The sequence below is a fragment of the Actinomadura chibensis NBRC 106107 genome, assembly GCF_001552135.1.
Lineage (GTDB): Bacteria > Actinomycetota > Actinomycetes > Streptosporangiales > Streptosporangiaceae > Spirillospora > Spirillospora chibensis.
On record NZ_BCQP01000001.1, the window covers coordinates 13,114 to 30,810 of the forward strand.

Sequence of the window (17,697 nt, forward strand, 5' to 3'; positions counted from 1 at the left end):
TCGCGGAGGGTAGGGTTTTCGAAACGATGAGGGGAGTTGTCACGTCCGGGGACCGAATCGGCCACTACAGCGTGCTCCAGACCCTGGGGGAAGGGGGCATGGGCGTCGTCTACCTCGGCGCCGACCCCGAGGGGCGCAACGTGGCCATCAAGGTGCTGCGGCCCGCGGTCGCGGGGGACGCCACGGCGCGCCGCCGCCTCGCCCGCGAGGTCGACTCCATGCGCCGGGTGCACAGCCCGCACGTCGCGGAGATCCTCGACGCCGACGTGACCGCCGACCAGCCCTACATCGTCACCCAGTACGTGCCCGGCCGCACCCTTGAGGAGATCGTCGAGGAGGGCGGGCCGATCTACGGGCCGGGGCTGCAGCGGCTCGGCGTCGGGCTGGCGTCGGCGCTGTCGGCGATCCACGGGGCCGGGATCGTCCACCGCGACCTGAAGCCCGGCAACGTCATGCTCGTGGACGGCGAGCCCGTCGTGATCGACTTCGGCATCGCGCAGGCCGCCGACGCGACCCGGCTCACCGCGACCGGCATGGTCATCGGCACCCCCGGCTACCTCGCCCCGGAGATCATCGAGGGCGAGGACGCGGGGCCGCCGTCCGACGTGCACGCCTGGGCCGGGACGGTCGCCTACGCCGCGACCGGCCGCCCGCCGTTCGGCTCCGGCACCTTCGAGTCGATCTTCTACAAGATCATGCAGGGCACACCGGACCTGGACGGCGTGCCGGACGCCATGCTGCCCGTGCTGCGCTCGGCGATGGCCCGGCACCCGGCCGAGCGCCCGACCGCGGTGAACCTGGTGCAGCTCACCCGGCGCATCCACATCGAAGCGACCATCACCGACCAGACGCGGGTCGACCGCCACTACCCGGCGCCGTCCCCGCCGTCCTCGTCGTCCGCGCCGTCCGCGTCGAGTACGTCGCAGCCGATCGACGAGACCGCGCCCGACCACTCGCGGCAGTTCTCCATGCCGCTGCCGGCGCCGCCGCCGCCCGAGGTCCAGGCGCGGCCGACCACGCCGGGATCGACCGCGATCCCGGCCGCCGCGGTGACGCCGCCGCCCGCGCCCGCGCCGCCCCCGGCCCAGCCGAAGGACTTCGTCGGCCAGCTGCCGCCCGCCGCGCCGCCGCCCGTCCCGCCGCCGGGGCCCGCCCCGACCCGGGCGGGGGAGCGGTACCAGCAGCACGGCTACGCCCGGGTCAACCCCCCGCCGAACCCCTACGACCAGGGCGGGTACCCGCCGCAGTACGCGCCGCCGAACCAGCCGCCGCCCAGCCAGCCGCCGCCGCCCCAGCCGCCCGCCGGCCCCTACGACGCGCGGACGCAGGACGCGCAGCGCCGCGTCGAGGACCGCGCCCGCGCCGAGCGCGACCGCCCGAAGCCCTACGGCTGGTACCGGGTGCTGAGCTTCCTCGTCCTGGTGGGACTGCTCGGTTTCGCCCACCTCGCGCCGCTGTTCGCGGTCGGCGTCACCGTGGCGGGCGTGCTCGTCCTGCGGATGGCCGACAAGGCCGCCAAGGGCATGGAGGGACGGCAGACCCGGCGCGGCCCGCGCTCGGGCGACGCCGTCGCCGCCGCGTTCCGGACGCCGCTGCACCTGCCGGGCGCCCTCATGTCCACGCTGCTGTGGACGTCGCTGAGCCTCGCCGCCGGGCTGATCATGCTCGGCGTGCTGATCTTCGCGAGGTCGGCGATGACGGCCTCGACCGCCATCGCCTACTCCGCCATGGCGGTGATCGGGCTGCTCTGCCTCGCGCCGGGCAGCGGCGCGCCGCGGCGGCAGCTCGCCCGGATCTGGGGCGCGGTGTTCCCGCGCGCCGAGGCCGCGCTCGCGGGCGCGCTGATCCTCGGGGTCTTCGCGACCGTGCTGGTCGTCGTCGCGCAGAACCAGCAGCCCGACACGGCGCCGCTGGACGGCATGAGCCAGGACCTGGAGGGCCTGCGCTCCGACGTCCACGACTTCGTCGCCGACATCCCCGGCATCCCCGGCGTGTGAGTCGGACGTCCCCGGCGCGGCGCGCCGGGGTCGGTAGGGTGGCGACACATATGAGCGGCGAGACGAGCCACCAGGCGCACATCGGCCCCTACCGCCTGCTGTCCCCGCTGGGCGGCGACGCGGGGGCCGTCCACCGGGCGGCCGGGCCGGACGGGCGCGACGTCGCGATCCGGCTGCTGCCGCCGGGCGCCGTCCCCGACATCGCCCGCATGCGCGAGGTCCTCAGCCCCTACGTGGTGGACGTCCTGGACGGCGACCCGGCCGCGTCCCCGCCCTACGTCGTGTCGCGGTTCGTCCCCGGGCGGCCGCTCGCCGAGACCGTCGCCGAGCACGGCCCGATGTCCGGGGACGCGCTGCGCCGCCTGGCGTCCGGGCTGGCCAAGGCGCTCGCGGCCGTCCACCGGGCGGGCCTCGCGCACGGCGACCTGGGCCCGGCGACCGTCCTCGTCGTGGACGGCGCGCCCGTCGTCGTCGACTTCGCGCTCACCCCGGACGGCGGCTCCGCCGACGGCCCGGCCGGGGACGTCCGGGCCTGGGCCGCGACCGTGGCCTTCGCCGCGACCGGGACGCCGGACGCGCCCGCCGCCGTCCTGCCCGAGGCGCTGCGCCCGCTCGTCGAGGCGGCCATGGACGCCGATCCGGGCGCCCGCCCGTCGGCGGCCGAGCTGGTGGAGGCCGTGTCCGGACTCGTCCTGCCCGGCGGCGCGCGGACGAGCACCCCGCCGCCGCTCGCGCCGCCGCCGCGCCCGGCCCCCTCGCCCGTCTCGCGCCCGCCCGCCCCCGCCCCGGCGGGGCCCGCGCCGGAGCTGGCCGTGGCGCGCGGATGGGCGCGGCTCCTCACGGCCCTGGTCATGGTGATCGCGGTCGCCGTCGTGGTGATGGCGCCGATCGCCGGGCTCCTGCTGTCGCTCTGCGCCGTGACGCTGCTCCGCCTCGCCGGGACGACGGCCCGCGGCCGGGCGTGGGCGTTCGGCCGGACGCTGCTGACCGTCCCGTACGCGGCGGCGGTCGCGGTCGCCGTGCCGCTCGGGCTGGTCGCGGCCACGGCGGTCGGCGGCGAGATCGACTCGCTCGGCGCGTGCGCGTTCGGCGCCGGGGCGGGCGCGGCCGTGCTGTGGACGGCGCCCGGCGTCAGCGCCCCGCGGCGGCAGCTGGAGCGGATGTTCCTGTCGGTCGCGCGGCGGCCCCGCCGGATCGCGGCGGCGGGCGCGCTCCTCGGCGCGCTGGCGCTGCTCGCGGCGCTCGGCGCGCTGACCCTCACGCCGAGCTTCTCGCCGATGTACGGGCTCCAGCGGTCCCTGGAGAGCACGATGGACCGGTTGCAGAACGCCGTGAACCGGTTCTGAGTTCGCAAGTACGCTACTGGCGGGTAACATTATTCCGACACGGCCGAATCAGGGACCCGGGTCCGAAGCCCGTTCGGGTGTTTGGCAGGCTGTGACTTCGAAAGCGCACGTCCGCGTCGGCCCGCCAGGGCCGCGCACCTCTGCCGCTGACCTCAGCGGCCAACTGAGTGCAGGGGAGGTCGGCCACCGGCCATGAACATCGTCGTCCTGGTGAAGCAGGTTCCCGATACGGAGAGCCCGCGCAAGCTGAAGTCCGATGACAGCACGCTCGACCGTGCCGCAGCGGACGGTGTCATCAACGAGCTCGATGAGTACGCGATCGAAGAGGCGCTGCGCATCAAGGAGGCCCAGGGCGGCGAGGTGACCGTCCTGAGCATGGGCCCCGACAAGGCCACCGACTCCATCCGCAAGTCCCTCGCCATGGGCGCCGACAAGGCCGTGCACCTCCTCGACGACGGCCTCGCCGGCTCCGACGCGCTGCAGACCTCGTACGCGATCCAGCAGGCGCTCGGCCGGAGCGAGTTCGACCTCGTGATCCTCGGCTCGGAGTCCACCGACGCGCGGACCGGCGTGCTCGCCGCGATGCTCGCCGAGCGGCTCGGCGTCCCGCAGCTCTCGCTCGCCAACAAGGTCGAGATCGACGGGACGTCCATCAAGATCCAGCGGCAGACCGACTACGGGTTCGACCGCGTCGAGGCGACCCTGCCCGCGGTGGTCAGCGTGGTGGAGAAGATCAACGAGCCGCGCTACCCCTCCTTCAAGGGGATCATGGCGGCCAAGAAGAAGCCGGTCGAGACGCTCGGGCTGGGCGACGCCGGGATCGACGCGTCGCTGGTGGGCCTCGCGAACGCGGCCACCGAGGTGGTCGACTTCGCCGAGGCGCCGCCCCGCGCGAAGGGTCAGATCGTCACCGACGAGGGCGACGGCGGCGCGAAGATCGCCGAGTTCCTCGCGTCGAAGAAGTTCGTCTGACCGAGGAAGGGGATTAGCGAACAATGGCGGAGATTCTCGTCCTCGTCGACCACGTCGACGGTGAGGTCAAGAAGGTCACGCTCGAACTGCTGACGCTGGCGAACCGGCTCGGCGAGGCCGCGGCGGTGTGGGTGGGCCCCGGCTACGAGAACGCGAGGGACCGGCTCGGCGAGTACGGCGCGGGCAAGGTCTACGTGGCCGCCGACGAGGAGCTGACCTCGTACGTCGTCGCGCCGAAGGCCGCGCTGCTCGCGCAGCTCGTGAACGAGAAGTCCCCGGCGGCGGTGCTGGTGGCCGCGACCGCCGAGGGCAAGGAGATCGCCGGACGCCTCGCGGTGAAGACCGGCTCCGGCGTCCTCACCGACGTCGTGGACGTCACCGACGGCTTCGTCGCCGAGCACTCCATCTTCGGCGGCGGGATCATCGCGCACGCGAAGGTGAAGACCGGTACGCCGATCATCGCCGTCCGGCCGAACTCGGTCGCGCCGGAGCCGAACGCCGCCACCCCGGCGGAGGAGCAGGTGACGGTCGCGCTGTCGGACGCCGACAAGGCCGCGAAGATCGTGGAGAAGGTCGTCCAGGAGAAGGGCGAGCGCCCGGACCTCACCGAGGCCGCGATCGTCGTGTCCGGCGGGCGCGGCGTCGGCGGCGCCGAGAACTTCTCGATCATCGAGGGCCTGGCCGACTCGCTCGGCGGGGCGGTCGGCGCGTCCCGGGCCGCGACGGACGCGGGCTGGTACCCGCACTCGTTCCAGGTCGGGCAGACCGGCAAGACCGTGTCGCCGCAGCTCTACATCGCGGTCGGCATCTCCGGCGCCATCCAGCACCGGGCCGGCATGCAGACCTCGAAGACCATCGTCGCCATCAACAAGGACCCCGAGGCGCCGATCTTCGAGCTGGTCGACTTCGGCGTCGTGGGCGACCTGTTCCAGGTCGCGCCGCAGCTCACCGAGGAGATCACCAAGCGCAAGTGAGGCCCCGTCGCCCGTCCGCTCAGGAGCGGGCGGGCGACGGGTACGGCACGGCGGCGAGCAGTGACGGCTTGAGCATCGGTCCGATCTCCGCGTACGGGACGACCACGTCGAGCAGCCCGCACGCCGAGGCGTAGCCGAGGATCGACCCGTAGAACGCGACGCGCACGCCCTGCGGCGTGAGCGCCATCGTGACGTCGCCCGTCCGGACGAACCTGGACGGGTCGTCCGTCCCCTCCGGCTGGATCGGCCCGCTCGTGGAGTTCTGGTCGCTGTAGCAGTAGACCCCGCGCGGCAGGTGCGCCTTGACCTTGCCGTCCAGCGGCCTGAGCCCCTGGTCGGACGGGACGCGGAACAGGTCGAGCGGCCGGTAGGACGCGCCGGTCCGCAGGTCGACGGTCGCGGCCTGCGACTGGTCCCAGCCCGTCCCGCGCTCGCCGCGCAGCTCGACGCCGTACCAGACCGACAGCAGCCGGTCGGTGCGCATCAGGATCCGCGGCGTCACGACGTCGGTGTACGCGCCCCGGCCGATGCCGTCCAGGCCCTTGCGGATCTTCGCCCAGCGCTGTTCGAGCGGCGCCCGCAGCGCCTGGTTGATCCTGCGGTTGAGGGCGTCGTCGCCGCCCGCGACCCGGACGATCCGGCCCTGCGCCTGGAACGTCTTCCCGTCGCCGAGGTCCCGGCTCGGCTCGCTGAGCGCGGCGAGCCGCGGCACGATCGGCTTCGGGGCCTCGTCGGCGGTCGCGACGTAGACGGCCGCGCCGCCGCCCACGGCGAGCGCGGCGGCCCCGCCCGCGATCGCCACCGTGCCCTTCGCCCCCAGCGCGCCGAGCGCCCCGGCCCCGGCACCGCCGCCGCTCCCGGCGGCGCCAGCCGCCCCGGCGGCCCCCGCGGCCCCGGCCGCGCCGGACGCCGCGCCGCCGGAGCCGAGGCCGAGCGCGGTCAGCGGGAACAGGACCGACAGCGCGGCGGCGGCCCCGGCGAGCGCCCGGACGCCGCGTCCCTCCCAGTCGGCGCCGTACGCGCCGGAGGCGACCGCCTCCAGCTCGGCGACGAACGCCGCCGCGCCGAGCGGGCGGTCCCACGGATTTTTCGCCATGCCGCGCTCGATCAGCGGGCGGAGCGGCTCGGGGACGTCCTCCACCGGCACCGGCGCGGTCAGATGGCGGCCCATCAGCCCGGCCTGGTCCTCGGCGGCGTAGGGGCGGCGGCCGGTCACGCACTCGAAGAACACGCAGGCCGCCGCGTACACGTCGGTGGACGGGGACGCGGGCTCGTCCCGCCACTGCTCGGGCGCCATGTAGACGGGCGTCCCGGAGCGGCCGGCGGCGCCCGCGTCCACGGCGATCCCGAAGTCGATCAGCTTGCTCAGCCCGTCGCCCCGGACGATCACGTTCGCGGGCTTGTAGTCGCGGTGCACGATGCCGACGTCGTGCGCGGACGCCAGCCCCAGCAGCGACCCCTTGAGCAGGGTCAGCGCCGCCTCCGGCGGCAGCGGCCCGCCCTCGGCGAGCACCGCCTTGAGGGACGCGCCGTCCACCGCCTCCATGACGATGGCGGCGCCGTCCGCCGTCTCGACCAGCCCGAACATCTGCGCGACGAACGGGTTGCGCAGCCGCCGCAGCAGGTCCGCCTCGCGGCGGAACCGCTCGCGGAACCCGGCGTCCCCGGCCAGCGCGTCCGCCAGGTACTTGATCGCGGCCGGGCGCCCGGTCGCGTCGTGCCGGGCGAGCACGACGCGGCCCTGCGCGCCCTCGCCGAGCACCCGCAGCTCGCTGTACCCCGGGACCCGCCACCCGCCCATGCACCGCCCCCAATTCCCGTGAAGCCAGAACGGGTTATACCGGAAATAGAGCGTTGAGCGGTGGATCAGGCGGCGATCGGCTCGGGCCGGGTGTCGCTCGGCGATCCCTGCGCGGGGACGGCGGCGACGTCGCCGGGCGCCCGCAGCGGGACGAACCGGGCCCCCGCCGCGATGAGCAGCGCGAGCACGACGACCGTCCCGACGCCGACCCGCAGCGACGTGGCGTCCGACAGGAAGCCGACGACGACCGGGCCGAGCAGCAGCCCGCCGTAGCCCATCGCGCCGACCTGCGCCACGGCCGCGGCCGGCCGGTCCGGCGCGACGGCCCCGGCCAGCGAGATCGTCGTCGGCACGACCGTGCACACCACCAGGCCGGTGAAGAAGAACCCGGCGATGGCGACGGGCGCCGCCGGGGCCAGCACGACGACCGTCATCCCGACGGCGGTGCCGAGCCCCGCGCCGACCAGCAGTCGCCGGGTGCCGACCCGCATCCTGACGCGGTCGCCCGCGAGCCGTCCGAGCAGCATCGCCAGCTCGAACATCGGGTAGCCGAACGCGGCGACGGCCTCGGTCGCGCCCATCTCGTCGTGCAGGAGCAGCCCGCTCCAGTCGGCGATGGAGCCCTCGGTCATGAACGCGATGAACCCGAGGACGCCGATCAGGTACACGGCGGGCGGCAGGCGGCGGGCGCGGCGGCCCGTCCCGGACGCGGCGGGCGCGGGCGGGTCGGGCAGGTAGGTGCGGCCGAGCGCGAGGCCCGCGGGCAGCGTCAGCAGCGCGGCGGCCAGCACGGTCTCGGTGAACCCGAGCCCGGCGGCGGCGGTGGCGACGCCGAACAGCCCGCCGCTCATCGCGCCGACGCACCACCCCGCGTGCATGCCGCTCATGATTGACCGGCGGTAGGCGCGCTCGACCACGCTGCCCTGCGCGTTCATCGCGATGTCGGTGATCCCGAACGTCATGCCGAACAGCACGACGGCGGCGAGCAGCACGCCGTAGGACGGGGCGAGCGCCACCGCCGCGTAGGACACCCCCGTCAGCGGCAGCGCTACCCGCAGCGCCGCGCGGCTGCCCGCGCGGGCCATCACGCCGCGCAGCGCCTGCATCGCGGCGATCGCGCCGAGCCCCCAGACGAGGACGACGATGCCGATCTCGCCCTCGTTCGTCCCGAACTTCGCGGCCAGCGCGGGCATGCGCGCCACCCACACTCCGGTCAGCAGCCCTGCCAGCGCGAAGGTCAGGAACGTCCCCGTACGGGCGCGGAACAGCATGGTTCACCTCTTTCTCGGCTCGGCGGGGCACGGCCCCGGACGTGGTGGAACGCTCCAGACAGCCGGGTCCGGAGCGTTCGGGATGGTTCGGACGGGACGCGGGCGCGCCCCCGGGCTCACCGCTCCAGCAGGCCCAGGAGCCGGCGTTTCAGCGCGTCGAGCCGCTCGGCGTCGTACAGCTCGGGATCGTGGCTCACCACTTCCCAGAGCCCCTCGGCCGCCAGGCGGACGATCATCGCCGCGTCCGGGTCGGGGTCGTCGGCCGGGTCGCGGCCGTGCCAGCGCCGCATGGCCTCGTTCAGCGGCTCGGCCTGCTCCGGGTCGGCGGCGGCGGCCGTGATCGCCGACCACCGCCGGTAGGCGCGGGCCTCGCCGGTGAGGATCTCGAACGTGGCCTCGACGTAGGCGCGGGTGTAGGCGCTCGGCGCGCCGTCCCCGTAGGAGTCGATGTAGGACGCGATCAGCTCGTCGAACTCGTCGATCACCCGCGCGACCATGGCGCGCACGAGCGCCTCCTTGGTCGGGAAGTGGTAGAGCAGCCCGCCCTTGCTGACGCCCGCGCGGTCGGCGACCGCGGTGAGCGTCAGCGCCTGCGTCCCCTGCTCGGAGAGGACGGCCTCGGCGGCGTCGAGGAGTGCTTCGCGTTTCATGACCATTTCACTGTACCGGCTGGACGGTACAGGCGATAACCCGCCCTCGCGCGGCGGTATTCCCGCGCCCTCCGGGCCCGCCCGCGCGGGGGAACATCCGGGGCGCGGCTACTGTTGTCGGCGTGGTGACCTACCTCGACCATGCGGCGACCACCCCGATGCTTCCCGAGGCCGTCGAGGCGATGACGGCGGAGCTGCGCGAGCTCGGGAACCCGTCCTCGCTGCACGCCGTCGGCCGCCGCGCCCGCCGGGTGGTGGAGGAGTCCCGCGAGATCATCGCGGAGGCGTTCGACGCCCGGCCGAGCGAGGTCGTGTTCACCTCCGGCGGCACCGAGGCCGACAACCTCGCCGTGAAGGGCGTGTTCTGGGCCCGCCGCGCCGCCGACCCCGCGCGCACACGGGTGCTGGCCAGCGCGGTCGAGCACCACGCCGTGCTGGACGCGGTGCACTGGCTCGCCGACCACGAGGGCGCCCGGGTCGACTGGATCCCGGTCGACGCGGCCGGGCGCGTCCGCCCCGAGGCGCTGCGCGAGGCGCTCGGCTCCGGCGACGACGTGGCGCTCGCCAGCGTGATGTGGGCCAACAACGAGGTCGGGACGGTCCAGCCGGTGCCGGAGCTCGCGGCGGTGGCGCGCGAGCGCGGCGTCCCGCTGCACACCGACGCCGTCCAGGCCGCCGGGACGCTGCCCGTCGCGTTCGCGAGGAGCGGCGCGCAGGCGCTGACCGTCACCGGCCACAAGCTCGGCGGCCCGATCGGCGTCGGCGCGCTGCTGCTGGCGAAGCCGAAGGAGCCCGTCTTCCTCGACCCGGTGCCGCTGCTGCACGGCGGCGGGCAGGAGCGCGACGTCCGGTCCGGGACGCTCGACGCCCCCGCGATCGCCGGGTTCGCCGCCGCCGTCCAGGTCGCCGCCGCCCGCCGGGACGCCGAGGCGCGCCGCCTCACCGAGCTGCGCGACCGGCTGGTCGAGGCCGTCCGCGCGGCCGTGCCGGACGCGGTCCTGAACGGCGACCCGGTGGACCGGCTGCCCGGCAACGCGCACTTCTCCTTCCCCGGCTGCGAGGGCGACGCGCTGCTCATGCTGCTGGACGCGCGCGGCATCGCCTGCTCCACCGGCTCCGCCTGCTCGGCCGGGGTCTCGCAGCCGAGCCACGTCCTGACCGCGATGGGCTCGGCCCCCGACCGCGCGCGCGGGTCGCTGCGGTTCACGCTCGGCCACACCTCGACCGAGGCCGACGTCAAGGCCCTCGCCGACGCCCTGCCCGCCGCCGTGGAACGCGCCCGCCGGGCCGGATCGTAGCGGTCTGTCCAGGTTTGACCGTCCCTTGAACGGGGACCGAACCGCCCGTGGCGACGGATGTGAGCACGGGACTCGAACAGGCGGCGGGACACCCGTGGTTTCACGGCATGTCCCGCGTGGGACTGGGGGCGCGGGCGTTCCTCTACCTCCTCATCGGCTGGCTCGCCCTGCAGATCGCGTTCGGCGACGGCGGGCGGGAGGCCGACAAGAAGGGCGCGCTGGAGGAGGTCGCGGGCAAGCCGGGCGGCCCGGTCGTCCTCTGGCTGATCGTGGCCGGGTTCGCCGCGCTCGCCCTCTGGCAGTTCGCGGAAGCGCTGTACGGGCGTCCCGTCCCGGACGGCGACAAGCCCACCAAGCGGGCGGCGTCGGCCTTCCGCGGCGTCGTCTACACGGCCGGGTTCGCGACGGGCGTCGCGTTCCTGCTCGGGCACCACGGCTCGTCCAGCGACCAGCAGTCCAAGACGGCCACCGCGCGGCTGATGGCCGAGCCGGGCGGGCGCTGGGCCGTGCTCGCGGCGGCGGCCGCGTTCGTGGCGTGGGGCGTCGCGGTGATCGTCGGCGCGGCGCGCCGCTCGTTCCTGGACGAGCTGGAGACGGGCCGGATGGGCCCGGCCGTCCGGCGGATCGTCCAGCCCCTCGCCATCGTCGGCAACACGGCCCGCGGGCTCGTCACCGCCGCCGTCGGCGCCTTCCTGGCGCACGCGGCCGTCACCTTCCAGCCGGACAAGGCCCAGGGCCTGGACGGCGCCCTCCGCGAGTTCGCGGGCACGCCCGCCGGGCCGTGGGGCCTCGCCGCGGTCGCGCTCGGCGTCGTGACGTTCGGCCTGTACTCGCTCTGCGAGACCCGCTACCGCAAGGTCGACCCGACCCGCCCGGCGGCGGGCGTCAGGGCTGGTACGGGGCCAGCGCCTTCCACCCCGGGTCGCTGGTTGAGGCGACTTTCGCCTTCCCCTCCGACCAGGTGGCGGCGAGCTGGTCGAGCTCGGAGATGACGCCCGAGTCGGGGTCGGCGTACAGGTGGAAGACCCGCAGGCCGTCGCCCGTCTCGTGGACGGCCAGCACCGCGCGGGAGCCGAGCTTCGCGAGCTTCCGCTCGAAGGCGCGCAGCGCCCCCGCGGACGGCTCGACCGGCAGCCGGTCGGGGTTGCTGTTGGCGTACGGGACGCTGATCGCCACGTGCAGGTCGCAGAGCGGGTAGTCCTGCCGGTGGAGCGGGAACCGGGCGCCGAGGCGGCTCGGGTGGCCGCGCGGGGTGCGGCCCTCGCCGGTCAGCCACGCGGGCTCGGCGAACGGCTCGGCGACCTGCTCGACCACGGCGGGCAGCATCGACGGCGGCAGCGCGTCGATCGGCGCCTCCGTCGCGATCGAGACCCGGCCGATCCAGCGGGCGACGTCGTCCTCGCCGAGGGCCCAGTGCAGGACGTTCACCGCGACCTGGATCCGCTGCTCCTCCGCGACGAACAGGAAGTCGGGGTGGTAGGCGGTGACGTGCACGCGGGCCCGGTCGGCGTCCGCGCGCATGCCGAGCCGGACGTACTCCAGGTCGAACTCGTGGTCGCCGAGCAGGAGGTCCTGCGTGAGCATCTCGGGGTCGGCGCGGCGCGCCGGGTGGAAGCTCCACCCGCCCGCCGCCGCCCCGGTCGGCGCGGCCCGCGCCCACCGCTCGGTCACGCCGCGCAGCTCGGGGTCGCCGCCGCCGGTCACGGTGAGGACCGGCGCGGACTCGTCGCCGCCGATCTCCCACTGCAGGGCGGAGTGGATCCGGTGGACGCGGCGGGACAGCTCGGCGATCGCGTCCGCGGACAGCCCCTCGCCGGGCGTCTCCGGCTCGGGCCGGTCGGGACCGGCGGCGAGGGACGCCTCGATCGTCGGGCGGGCCTGCGCCCACCACTCCCAGAACTCGCCGATCGCGGGCGGCGTGACGGCGGAGGTCTCGCGCGGACGGCGGAAGATTCCCACCAGTCGTCTCTTCCTTGTCGTGGTCGAGCGCCGGCACGGCGCCCCCGGAAATCCCCCGAGGCCGTGCCCTTTCCGTAGACCCTACGCGAGCCGCCGCGCCGGTCGCGCGCGGGAAATACATGTCGGGCCGACCGCGGGCGGCGCGTACGCTCGAAGGCATTATGACTCTGCGCGTCCTTGCCGCCATGTCCGGCGGTGTCGACTCCGCCGTGGCCGCCGCCCGCGCCGCCGAGGCCGGGCACGACGTCACCGGCGTCCACATGGCCCTGTCCAGCAACCCGAAGTCGTACCGGACGGGCGCCCGCGGCTGCTGCACCCTGGAGGACTCCCGCGACGCCCGCCGCGCCGCCGACGTGATCGGCATCCCGTTCTACGTCTGGGACCTCGCCGAGCGCTTCCACGAGGACGTCGTCGAGGACTTCGTCAGCGAGTACGCGGCGGGCCGCACCCCGAACCCGTGCCTGCGCTGCAACGAGAAGATCAAGTTCGCCGCGCTGCTGGACCGCGCCATGGCGCTCGGGTTCGACGCCGTCTGCACGGGCCACTACGCCCGGCTGGACGGCGGCGTCCTGCGCCGGGCCGTCGACCAGGGCAAGGACCAGTCCTACGTCCTCGCCGTGTGCACGCCCGAGCAGCTCGCGCACGCGCTGTTCCCGCTCGGCGACACGACGAAGGCCGACATCCGGCTGGAGGCGGAGCGGCGCGGGCTGCGGGTCGCCGACAAGCCCGACAGCCACGACATCTGCTTCATCGCGGACGGCGACACCCGCGGCTTCCTCGCCGAGCGGCTCGGCGCGGCGCGCGGGCCGATCGTCGACACCGACGGCAACGAGGTCGGGGAGCACGACGGCGCGTACGCCTACACGATCGGGCAGCGCAAGGGCCTGCGGCTCGGCACCCCCGCGCCGGACGGGCGGCCGCGCTACGTCCTCGACATCTCCCCGGTGACGAACACGGTGACCGTGGGGCCGCGCGAGGCGCTGGACGTCCACGAGATCACCGGCGAGCGCCCGGTCTGGCTGAGCGAGCCGCGCGCCGGGTCGTTCGAGTGCCAGGTCCAGCTCCGCGCGCACGGCGAGGTGCACGCGTCGACGGCCGAGCAGGACGGCGGCGTGCTGCGCGTCCGGCTGGCCGCGCCCGCGCGGGGCGTCGCGCCGGGGCAGGCGGCCGTGCTGTACGACGGCGACCGGGTGCTCGCGTCCGCCACGATCGCGGCGGCGGCGCGCGTCCCCGCCTGAGAGCCGGGCCGCGCGGCCCGACTAGGGTGCTGCCGCCGGGACGATCCAGGAGGTTCGCATGCGGTTCGGTGTCTCGACGTTCGTGGCCGACGACGGGATCGGTCCCGTCGCGCTCGGCCGGGCGCTGGAGGAACGCGGGTTCGCCTCGCTGTACGTCACCGAGCACACCCACATCCCGGTGAAGCGGGAGTCGCCGTGGCCGGGCGGCGGCGACCTGCCGCGGATCTACTACCGGACGCTCGACCCGTTCGTCGTCCTGTCCGCGGTCGCGGCCGTGACGGAGCGGCTGCGGCTCGGCACCGGCGTCGCGCTGATCGTCCAGCGCGACCCGATCACGCTGGCGAAGGAGGTCGCCTCGCTCGACCTCGTGTCCGGCGGGCGGGCCGTGCTCGGCGTCGGCGCGGGCTGGAACCGGGAGGAGATGCGCAACCACGGCACCGACCCGGCGACCCGGATGCGGCTGCTGCGCGAGCGCGTCCTCGCCGTCAAGGAGCTGTGGACGAAGGCCGAGGCCGAGTTCCACGGCGAGTTCGTCGACTTCGACCCCGTGTTCTCCTACCCGAAGCCCGTCCAGGACCCGCACCCGCCCGTGCTGATCGGCGGGGCGGGGCCGACGACGTCCGACCGGGTCGTGGAGTTCGGCGACGGCTGGATGCCGCTCTACGGGCGCGGCACCGACGGCCTCGGCGCGAAGATCGCCGACCTGTGGCAGCGGGCGGGCCGCCCGCTGCCGGTGACGGTGTTCGCGACGCCGGGCCGCCCCGAGGCCGTCGACGAGCTGGCGGCCGCGGGCGTCGACGAGGTCCTCTTCCACCTGGACACCGAGCCCGAGGCCGACACGCTGCGCGACCTCGACCGGCTCGCCGCGCTGACGCGGTAGCGGCGTCGATAGGGTGCCGGACGTGACCACGACCTACCCCTGGGGACCCGGGACGGCGACCGGGATCGGGTCGTACCCGGGCGACGACCCGGCCGAGGCGCTGCGGATCGTCCTCGGCGAGACGCCCGAGCTGCCGCACCTGCCCGAGCTGCCCGCGCGCGGCCCCGGCGCCGACCTCACCGGCCGGACCGCCGGGCTGCTCGTCGACATGCCCGTCCACCTGGAGCCGTCCGGGTGGCGGTTCTCCGACCGGCCGGGCCGCGACACGCTGCGCTCGCGCGACCACCTCGCCCGCGACCTGGACGTCCTGGAGGAGGTCGCGGGCGGCCACGACGGCCCGTTCAAGATCCAGGTGTGCGGGCCGTGGACGCTCGCCGCGACGATCGAGCTGCGGCACGGCGACCGGGCGCTGAAGGACGCGGGCGCCGTCCGCGACCTCGCCGCCTCGCTCGCCGAGGGCGTCGCGGCGCACGTCGCGGACGTGCGGCGGCGGCTGCCCGCGGCGGAGGTCCTGCTGCAGCTGGACGAGCCGGGCCTGCCCGCCGCGCTCGCCGGGACGGTCCCGACCGCGAGCGGCTTCTCCCGGCTGCGCGCCATCGAGGAGGCCGTCGCCGAGGAGACGCTCCGCTCCGTGATCGACGCGGCGGGCGTGTTCACGGTCGTGCACTGCTGCGCCAGGGACGTCCCGTACGCGCTGCTGCGCGGCGCGGGCGCGAAGGCCGTCTCGGTCGACCTGCGGCGCGTCCCGAAGCGCGACGACGACGCGGTGGGGGAGGCGATCGACACGGGCACGGCCCTGTTCCTCGGCGCGGTGCCCGCGACCGACGCCGCCCTGCCCGCGCTCCAGGCGACCGCGGAGCCGGTGAGGGAGCTGTGGCGGCGGCTCGGCTTCCCGGCCGCGCAACTGGCCCGGCAGGTGGTGATCACCCCGGCGTGCGGGATGGCGGGGGCGTCCCCGCGGTACGTGCGCGAGGCCCTGAAACGGTGCCGCGACACCGCCCGGATGATCTACGAGGCCGCCGACTGACCTGGGGCGCGGCGGGCTCGTATTGTCGGAGGCGACGGCGACAATAGGGGCATGACCATGAGCGACGCGGTTCCGAGCGAGGCCAGGCAGCGGCACCTGGAGCTGACCCGGGAGATCGACGAGGCCAACTACCGCTACTACGTCCTCGACCGCCCGACGCTCAGCGACGCCGACTACGACCGGATGATGCGCGAGATCCGCGCGCTGGAGGAGCGGCATCCCGAGCTCGTCACGCCCGACTCGCCGACGCAGCGGGTGGGCGCGCCGATCGTCACCGACTTCGCGACCGTCCAGCACCTGGAGCGGATGCAGAGCCTCGACAACGCGATGAACGCCGACGAGCTGCTCGCGTGGGACGAGCGCGTCGTCAAGGAGGTCGGCGAGGTCGCCGGCTACCTGTGCGAGCTGAAGATCGACGGGCTGGCGATCGCGCTGACGTACGAGAAGGGGCGGCTGGTCCGCGGCGTGACCCGGGGCGACGGCCGCACCGGCGAGGACGTCACCAACAACGTCCGCACGATCGACGACATCCCGCACCGGCTGGAAGGCGACGGCTGGCCCGACGTCCTGGAGGTGCGCGGCGAGGTCTTCCTGCCGGTCGAGGGCTTCGAGCAGGTGAACGCCGCCCAGGTCGAGGCGGGCCGGGAGCCGTTCGCCAACCCGCGCAACGCGGCGGCCGGGTCGCTGCGGCAGAAGGACCCGAGGGTCACCGCGCACCGCCCGCTCGGCATGCTCGTCCACGGGTTCGGCGCGTGGCGGGGCGGGACGCTGCCCGAGAGCCAGTCCGGCGCGTACGAGCTGATGCGCGGCTGGGGGCTGCCGGTCAGCGACCGCTACAAGGTCGTCGGCGGGCTGGACGCCGTCCGCGAGTACATCGCCGCGTACGGCGAGGACCGGCACGGCACCGCGTATGAGATCGACGGCGTGGTCGTGAAGGTCGACCAGTTCGCGCTGCAGCGCAGGCTCGGGTCGACGAGCCGCGCGCCGCGCTGGGCGATCGCGTGGAAGTACCCGCCGGAGGAGGTCAACACCAAGCTGCTCGACATCAAGGTCGGCGTCGGCCGGACGGGCCGCATCACCCCCTACGGCGTGATGGAGCCGGTCAAGGTCGCCGGGTCGACCGTCGAGCGCGCGACGCTGCACAACGCGGGGGAGGTCAAGCGCAAGGGCGTGCTGATCGGCGACACGGTCGTGCTGCGCAAGGCGGGCGACGTGATCCCCGAGATCGTGGCGCCGGTGGCCGACCTGCGCGACGGCTCCGAGCGCGAGTTCGAGATGCCCGCGCACTGCCCCGAGTGCGGCACCGAACTGGCCTACGAGAAGGAGGGCGACGCCGACATCCGCTGCCCGAACGCGCGGTTCTGCCCGGGCCAGCTCCGCGAGCGGCTGTACTTCGTCGCGAGCCGCAACGCGCTCGACATCGAGGCGCTCGGCTACGTCGGCGCGACGGCGCTGACGCAGCCGCTGGAGCCGTCCGACCCGCCGGTGCGCAACGAGGGCGACCTGTTCCACCTGACCGTCGAGCGGCTGCTGCCGATCAAGAGCCCGGTGCTCGACATGCGGACCGGCACCCCGAAGACCGACCCGAAGACGGGCGAGCCGAAGGTCGTGTCGTTCTTCGCCAACAAGGAGGGCGAGCCGAAGAAGACCGTCGAGATCCTCTTCGAGGAGCTGGAGAAGGCGAAGCGGCAGCCGCTGTGGCGGGTGCTGGTCGCGCTGTCGATCCGGCACGTCGGGCCGTCCGCGGCGCGCGACCTCGCCCGCGAGATGCGCTCGATGGACGCGATCGCCGCCGCCACCGAGGAGGAGCTCGCCGCGGTCGACGGCGTGGGCCCGACGATCGCGAAGTCCATCAAGGCCTGGTTCGAGGTCGACTGGCACCGCGAGATCGTCGACAAGTGGCGGGCCGCCGGGGTCCGGATGGAGGACGAGGCCGCCGCGGGCCCGCGCCCGCTGGAGGGCGTCACGGTGGTGATCACCGGGTCGCTGGAGGGGTTCAGCCGCGACTCGGCGACGGAGGCGGTGCAGCGGCTCGGCGGCAAGGTGTCGGGCTCGGTGTCCAAGAAAACGGGCTTCGTGATCGTCGGCGACAGTCCGGGGTCGAAGTATGACAAAGCGGTCAAACTAGGTGTGCCGGTCCTGGCGGAGGAGGGGTTCCGCGTCCTGCTGTCCGACGGGCCGGATGCGGCCAAAGGTGTAACCCTGAGCGCCGACGGATAACGCGGTGTGGTCGCGGGGGGTTTCACCAGGTTTGCGTTACTCAGGGGTACACTTCCACTACCGA

Annotated in this window: 14 protein-coding genes; 10 read left to right on the forward strand and 4 right to left on the reverse strand. The window is 74.8% G+C overall.

What is annotated here, in order from left to right; genetic code table 11:
- Positions 1–26 precede the first annotated feature (26 nt).
- From ACH01S_RS45055 to ACH01S_RS00080, 4 genes are all read left to right on the forward strand, one after another.
- Positions 27–1,997: a serine/threonine-protein kinase gene (locus ACH01S_RS45055; protein WP_218010115.1), complete on the forward strand. Its 1,971-nt coding sequence runs from the start codon at positions 27–29 to the stop codon at positions 1,995–1,997.
- Between the two features lie 50 nt (positions 1,998–2,047).
- On the forward strand, positions 2,048–3,343 hold the full coding sequence (locus ACH01S_RS00070; RefSeq protein WP_067883759.1) for a protein kinase family protein: 1,296 nt from the start codon (positions 2,048–2,050) through the stop codon (positions 3,341–3,343).
- Between the two features lie 192 nt (positions 3,344–3,535).
- Positions 3,536–4,315 (forward strand): electron transfer flavoprotein subunit beta/FixA family protein, encoded by a 780-nt coding sequence (locus ACH01S_RS00075; RefSeq protein ID WP_067883761.1) that lies wholly within the window; start codon positions 3,536–3,538, stop codon positions 4,313–4,315.
- A 23-nt stretch (positions 4,316–4,338) separates the two neighbouring features.
- Positions 4,339–5,289 carry an electron transfer flavoprotein subunit alpha/FixB family protein gene (locus ACH01S_RS00080; protein WP_067883763.1) on the forward strand — a complete coding sequence of 317 codons (951 nt, stop codon included), beginning with the start codon at positions 4,339–4,341 and terminating at the stop codon, positions 5,287–5,289.
- A 19-nt stretch (positions 5,290–5,308) separates the two neighbouring features.
- Here the strand turns inward: ACH01S_RS00080 and ACH01S_RS45060 are convergent, their stop codons facing one another.
- The 3 genes from ACH01S_RS45060 to ACH01S_RS00095 form a co-directional block, all read right to left on the reverse strand.
- Positions 5,309–7,090 carry a serine/threonine-protein kinase gene (locus ACH01S_RS45060; RefSeq protein WP_067883765.1) on the reverse strand — a complete coding sequence of 594 codons (1,782 nt, stop codon included), beginning with the start codon at positions 7,088–7,090 and terminating at the stop codon, positions 5,309–5,311.
- Positions 7,091–7,155: 65 nt separating this feature from the next.
- Positions 7,156–8,361 carry an MFS transporter gene (locus ACH01S_RS00090; RefSeq protein ID WP_067883766.1) on the reverse strand — a complete coding sequence of 402 codons (1,206 nt, stop codon included), beginning with the start codon at positions 8,359–8,361 and terminating at the stop codon, positions 7,156–7,158.
- A gap of 116 nt (positions 8,362–8,477) precedes the next feature.
- A complete protein-coding gene (locus ACH01S_RS00095; protein ID WP_067884030.1) occupies positions 8,478–9,011 on the reverse strand; it encodes a TetR/AcrR family transcriptional regulator in 534 nt (177 codons plus the stop codon).
- 125 nt (positions 9,012–9,136) lie between these two features.
- Between ACH01S_RS00095 and ACH01S_RS00100 the strand changes: the two genes are divergently transcribed.
- Positions 9,137–10,309: a cysteine desulfurase family protein gene (locus ACH01S_RS00100; RefSeq protein WP_067884032.1), complete on the forward strand. Its 1,173-nt coding sequence runs from the start codon at positions 9,137–9,139 to the stop codon at positions 10,307–10,309.
- Between the two features lie 107 nt (positions 10,310–10,416).
- Positions 10,417–11,301: a DUF1206 domain-containing protein gene (locus tag ACH01S_RS00105; protein WP_067883768.1), complete on the forward strand. Its 885-nt coding sequence runs from the start codon at positions 10,417–10,419 to the stop codon at positions 11,299–11,301.
- Here the strand turns inward: ACH01S_RS00105 and ACH01S_RS00110 are convergent.
- On the reverse strand, positions 11,195–12,268 hold the full coding sequence (locus ACH01S_RS00110) for a DUF695 domain-containing protein (protein ID WP_067883769.1): 1,074 nt from the start codon (positions 12,266–12,268) through the stop codon (positions 11,195–11,197). The two genes, ACH01S_RS00105 and ACH01S_RS00110, sit on opposite strands and share 107 nt — an antisense overlap.
- Before the next feature lie 161 nt (positions 12,269–12,429).
- Here ACH01S_RS00110 and mnmA point away from each other — a divergent pair, with 161 nt between their 5' ends.
- From mnmA to ligA, 4 genes are read left to right on the forward strand one after another with little or no spacing between them, the layout of a single operon-like run.
- Complete coding sequence (mnmA, locus tag ACH01S_RS00115; RefSeq protein ID WP_148344537.1) at positions 12,430–13,506, forward strand: tRNA 2-thiouridine(34) synthase MnmA; 1,077 nt, start codon at positions 12,430–12,432, stop codon at positions 13,504–13,506.
- Between the two features lie 58 nt (positions 13,507–13,564).
- Complete coding sequence (locus ACH01S_RS00120; protein WP_067883772.1) at positions 13,565–14,386, forward strand: LLM class F420-dependent oxidoreductase; 822 nt, start codon at positions 13,565–13,567, stop codon at positions 14,384–14,386.
- Between the two features lie 22 nt (positions 14,387–14,408).
- Positions 14,409–15,413, forward strand: a complete 1,005-nt coding sequence (locus ACH01S_RS00125) for a methionine synthase (protein ID WP_246236865.1) — start codon at positions 14,409–14,411, stop codon at positions 15,411–15,413.
- 51 nt (positions 15,414–15,464) lie between these two features.
- Entirely contained in the window at positions 15,465–17,633 is a 2,169-nt protein-coding gene (gene ligA, locus ACH01S_RS00130; RefSeq protein WP_067883776.1) for an NAD-dependent DNA ligase LigA, read from the forward strand.
- Positions 17,634–17,697: the final 64 nt, after the last annotated feature.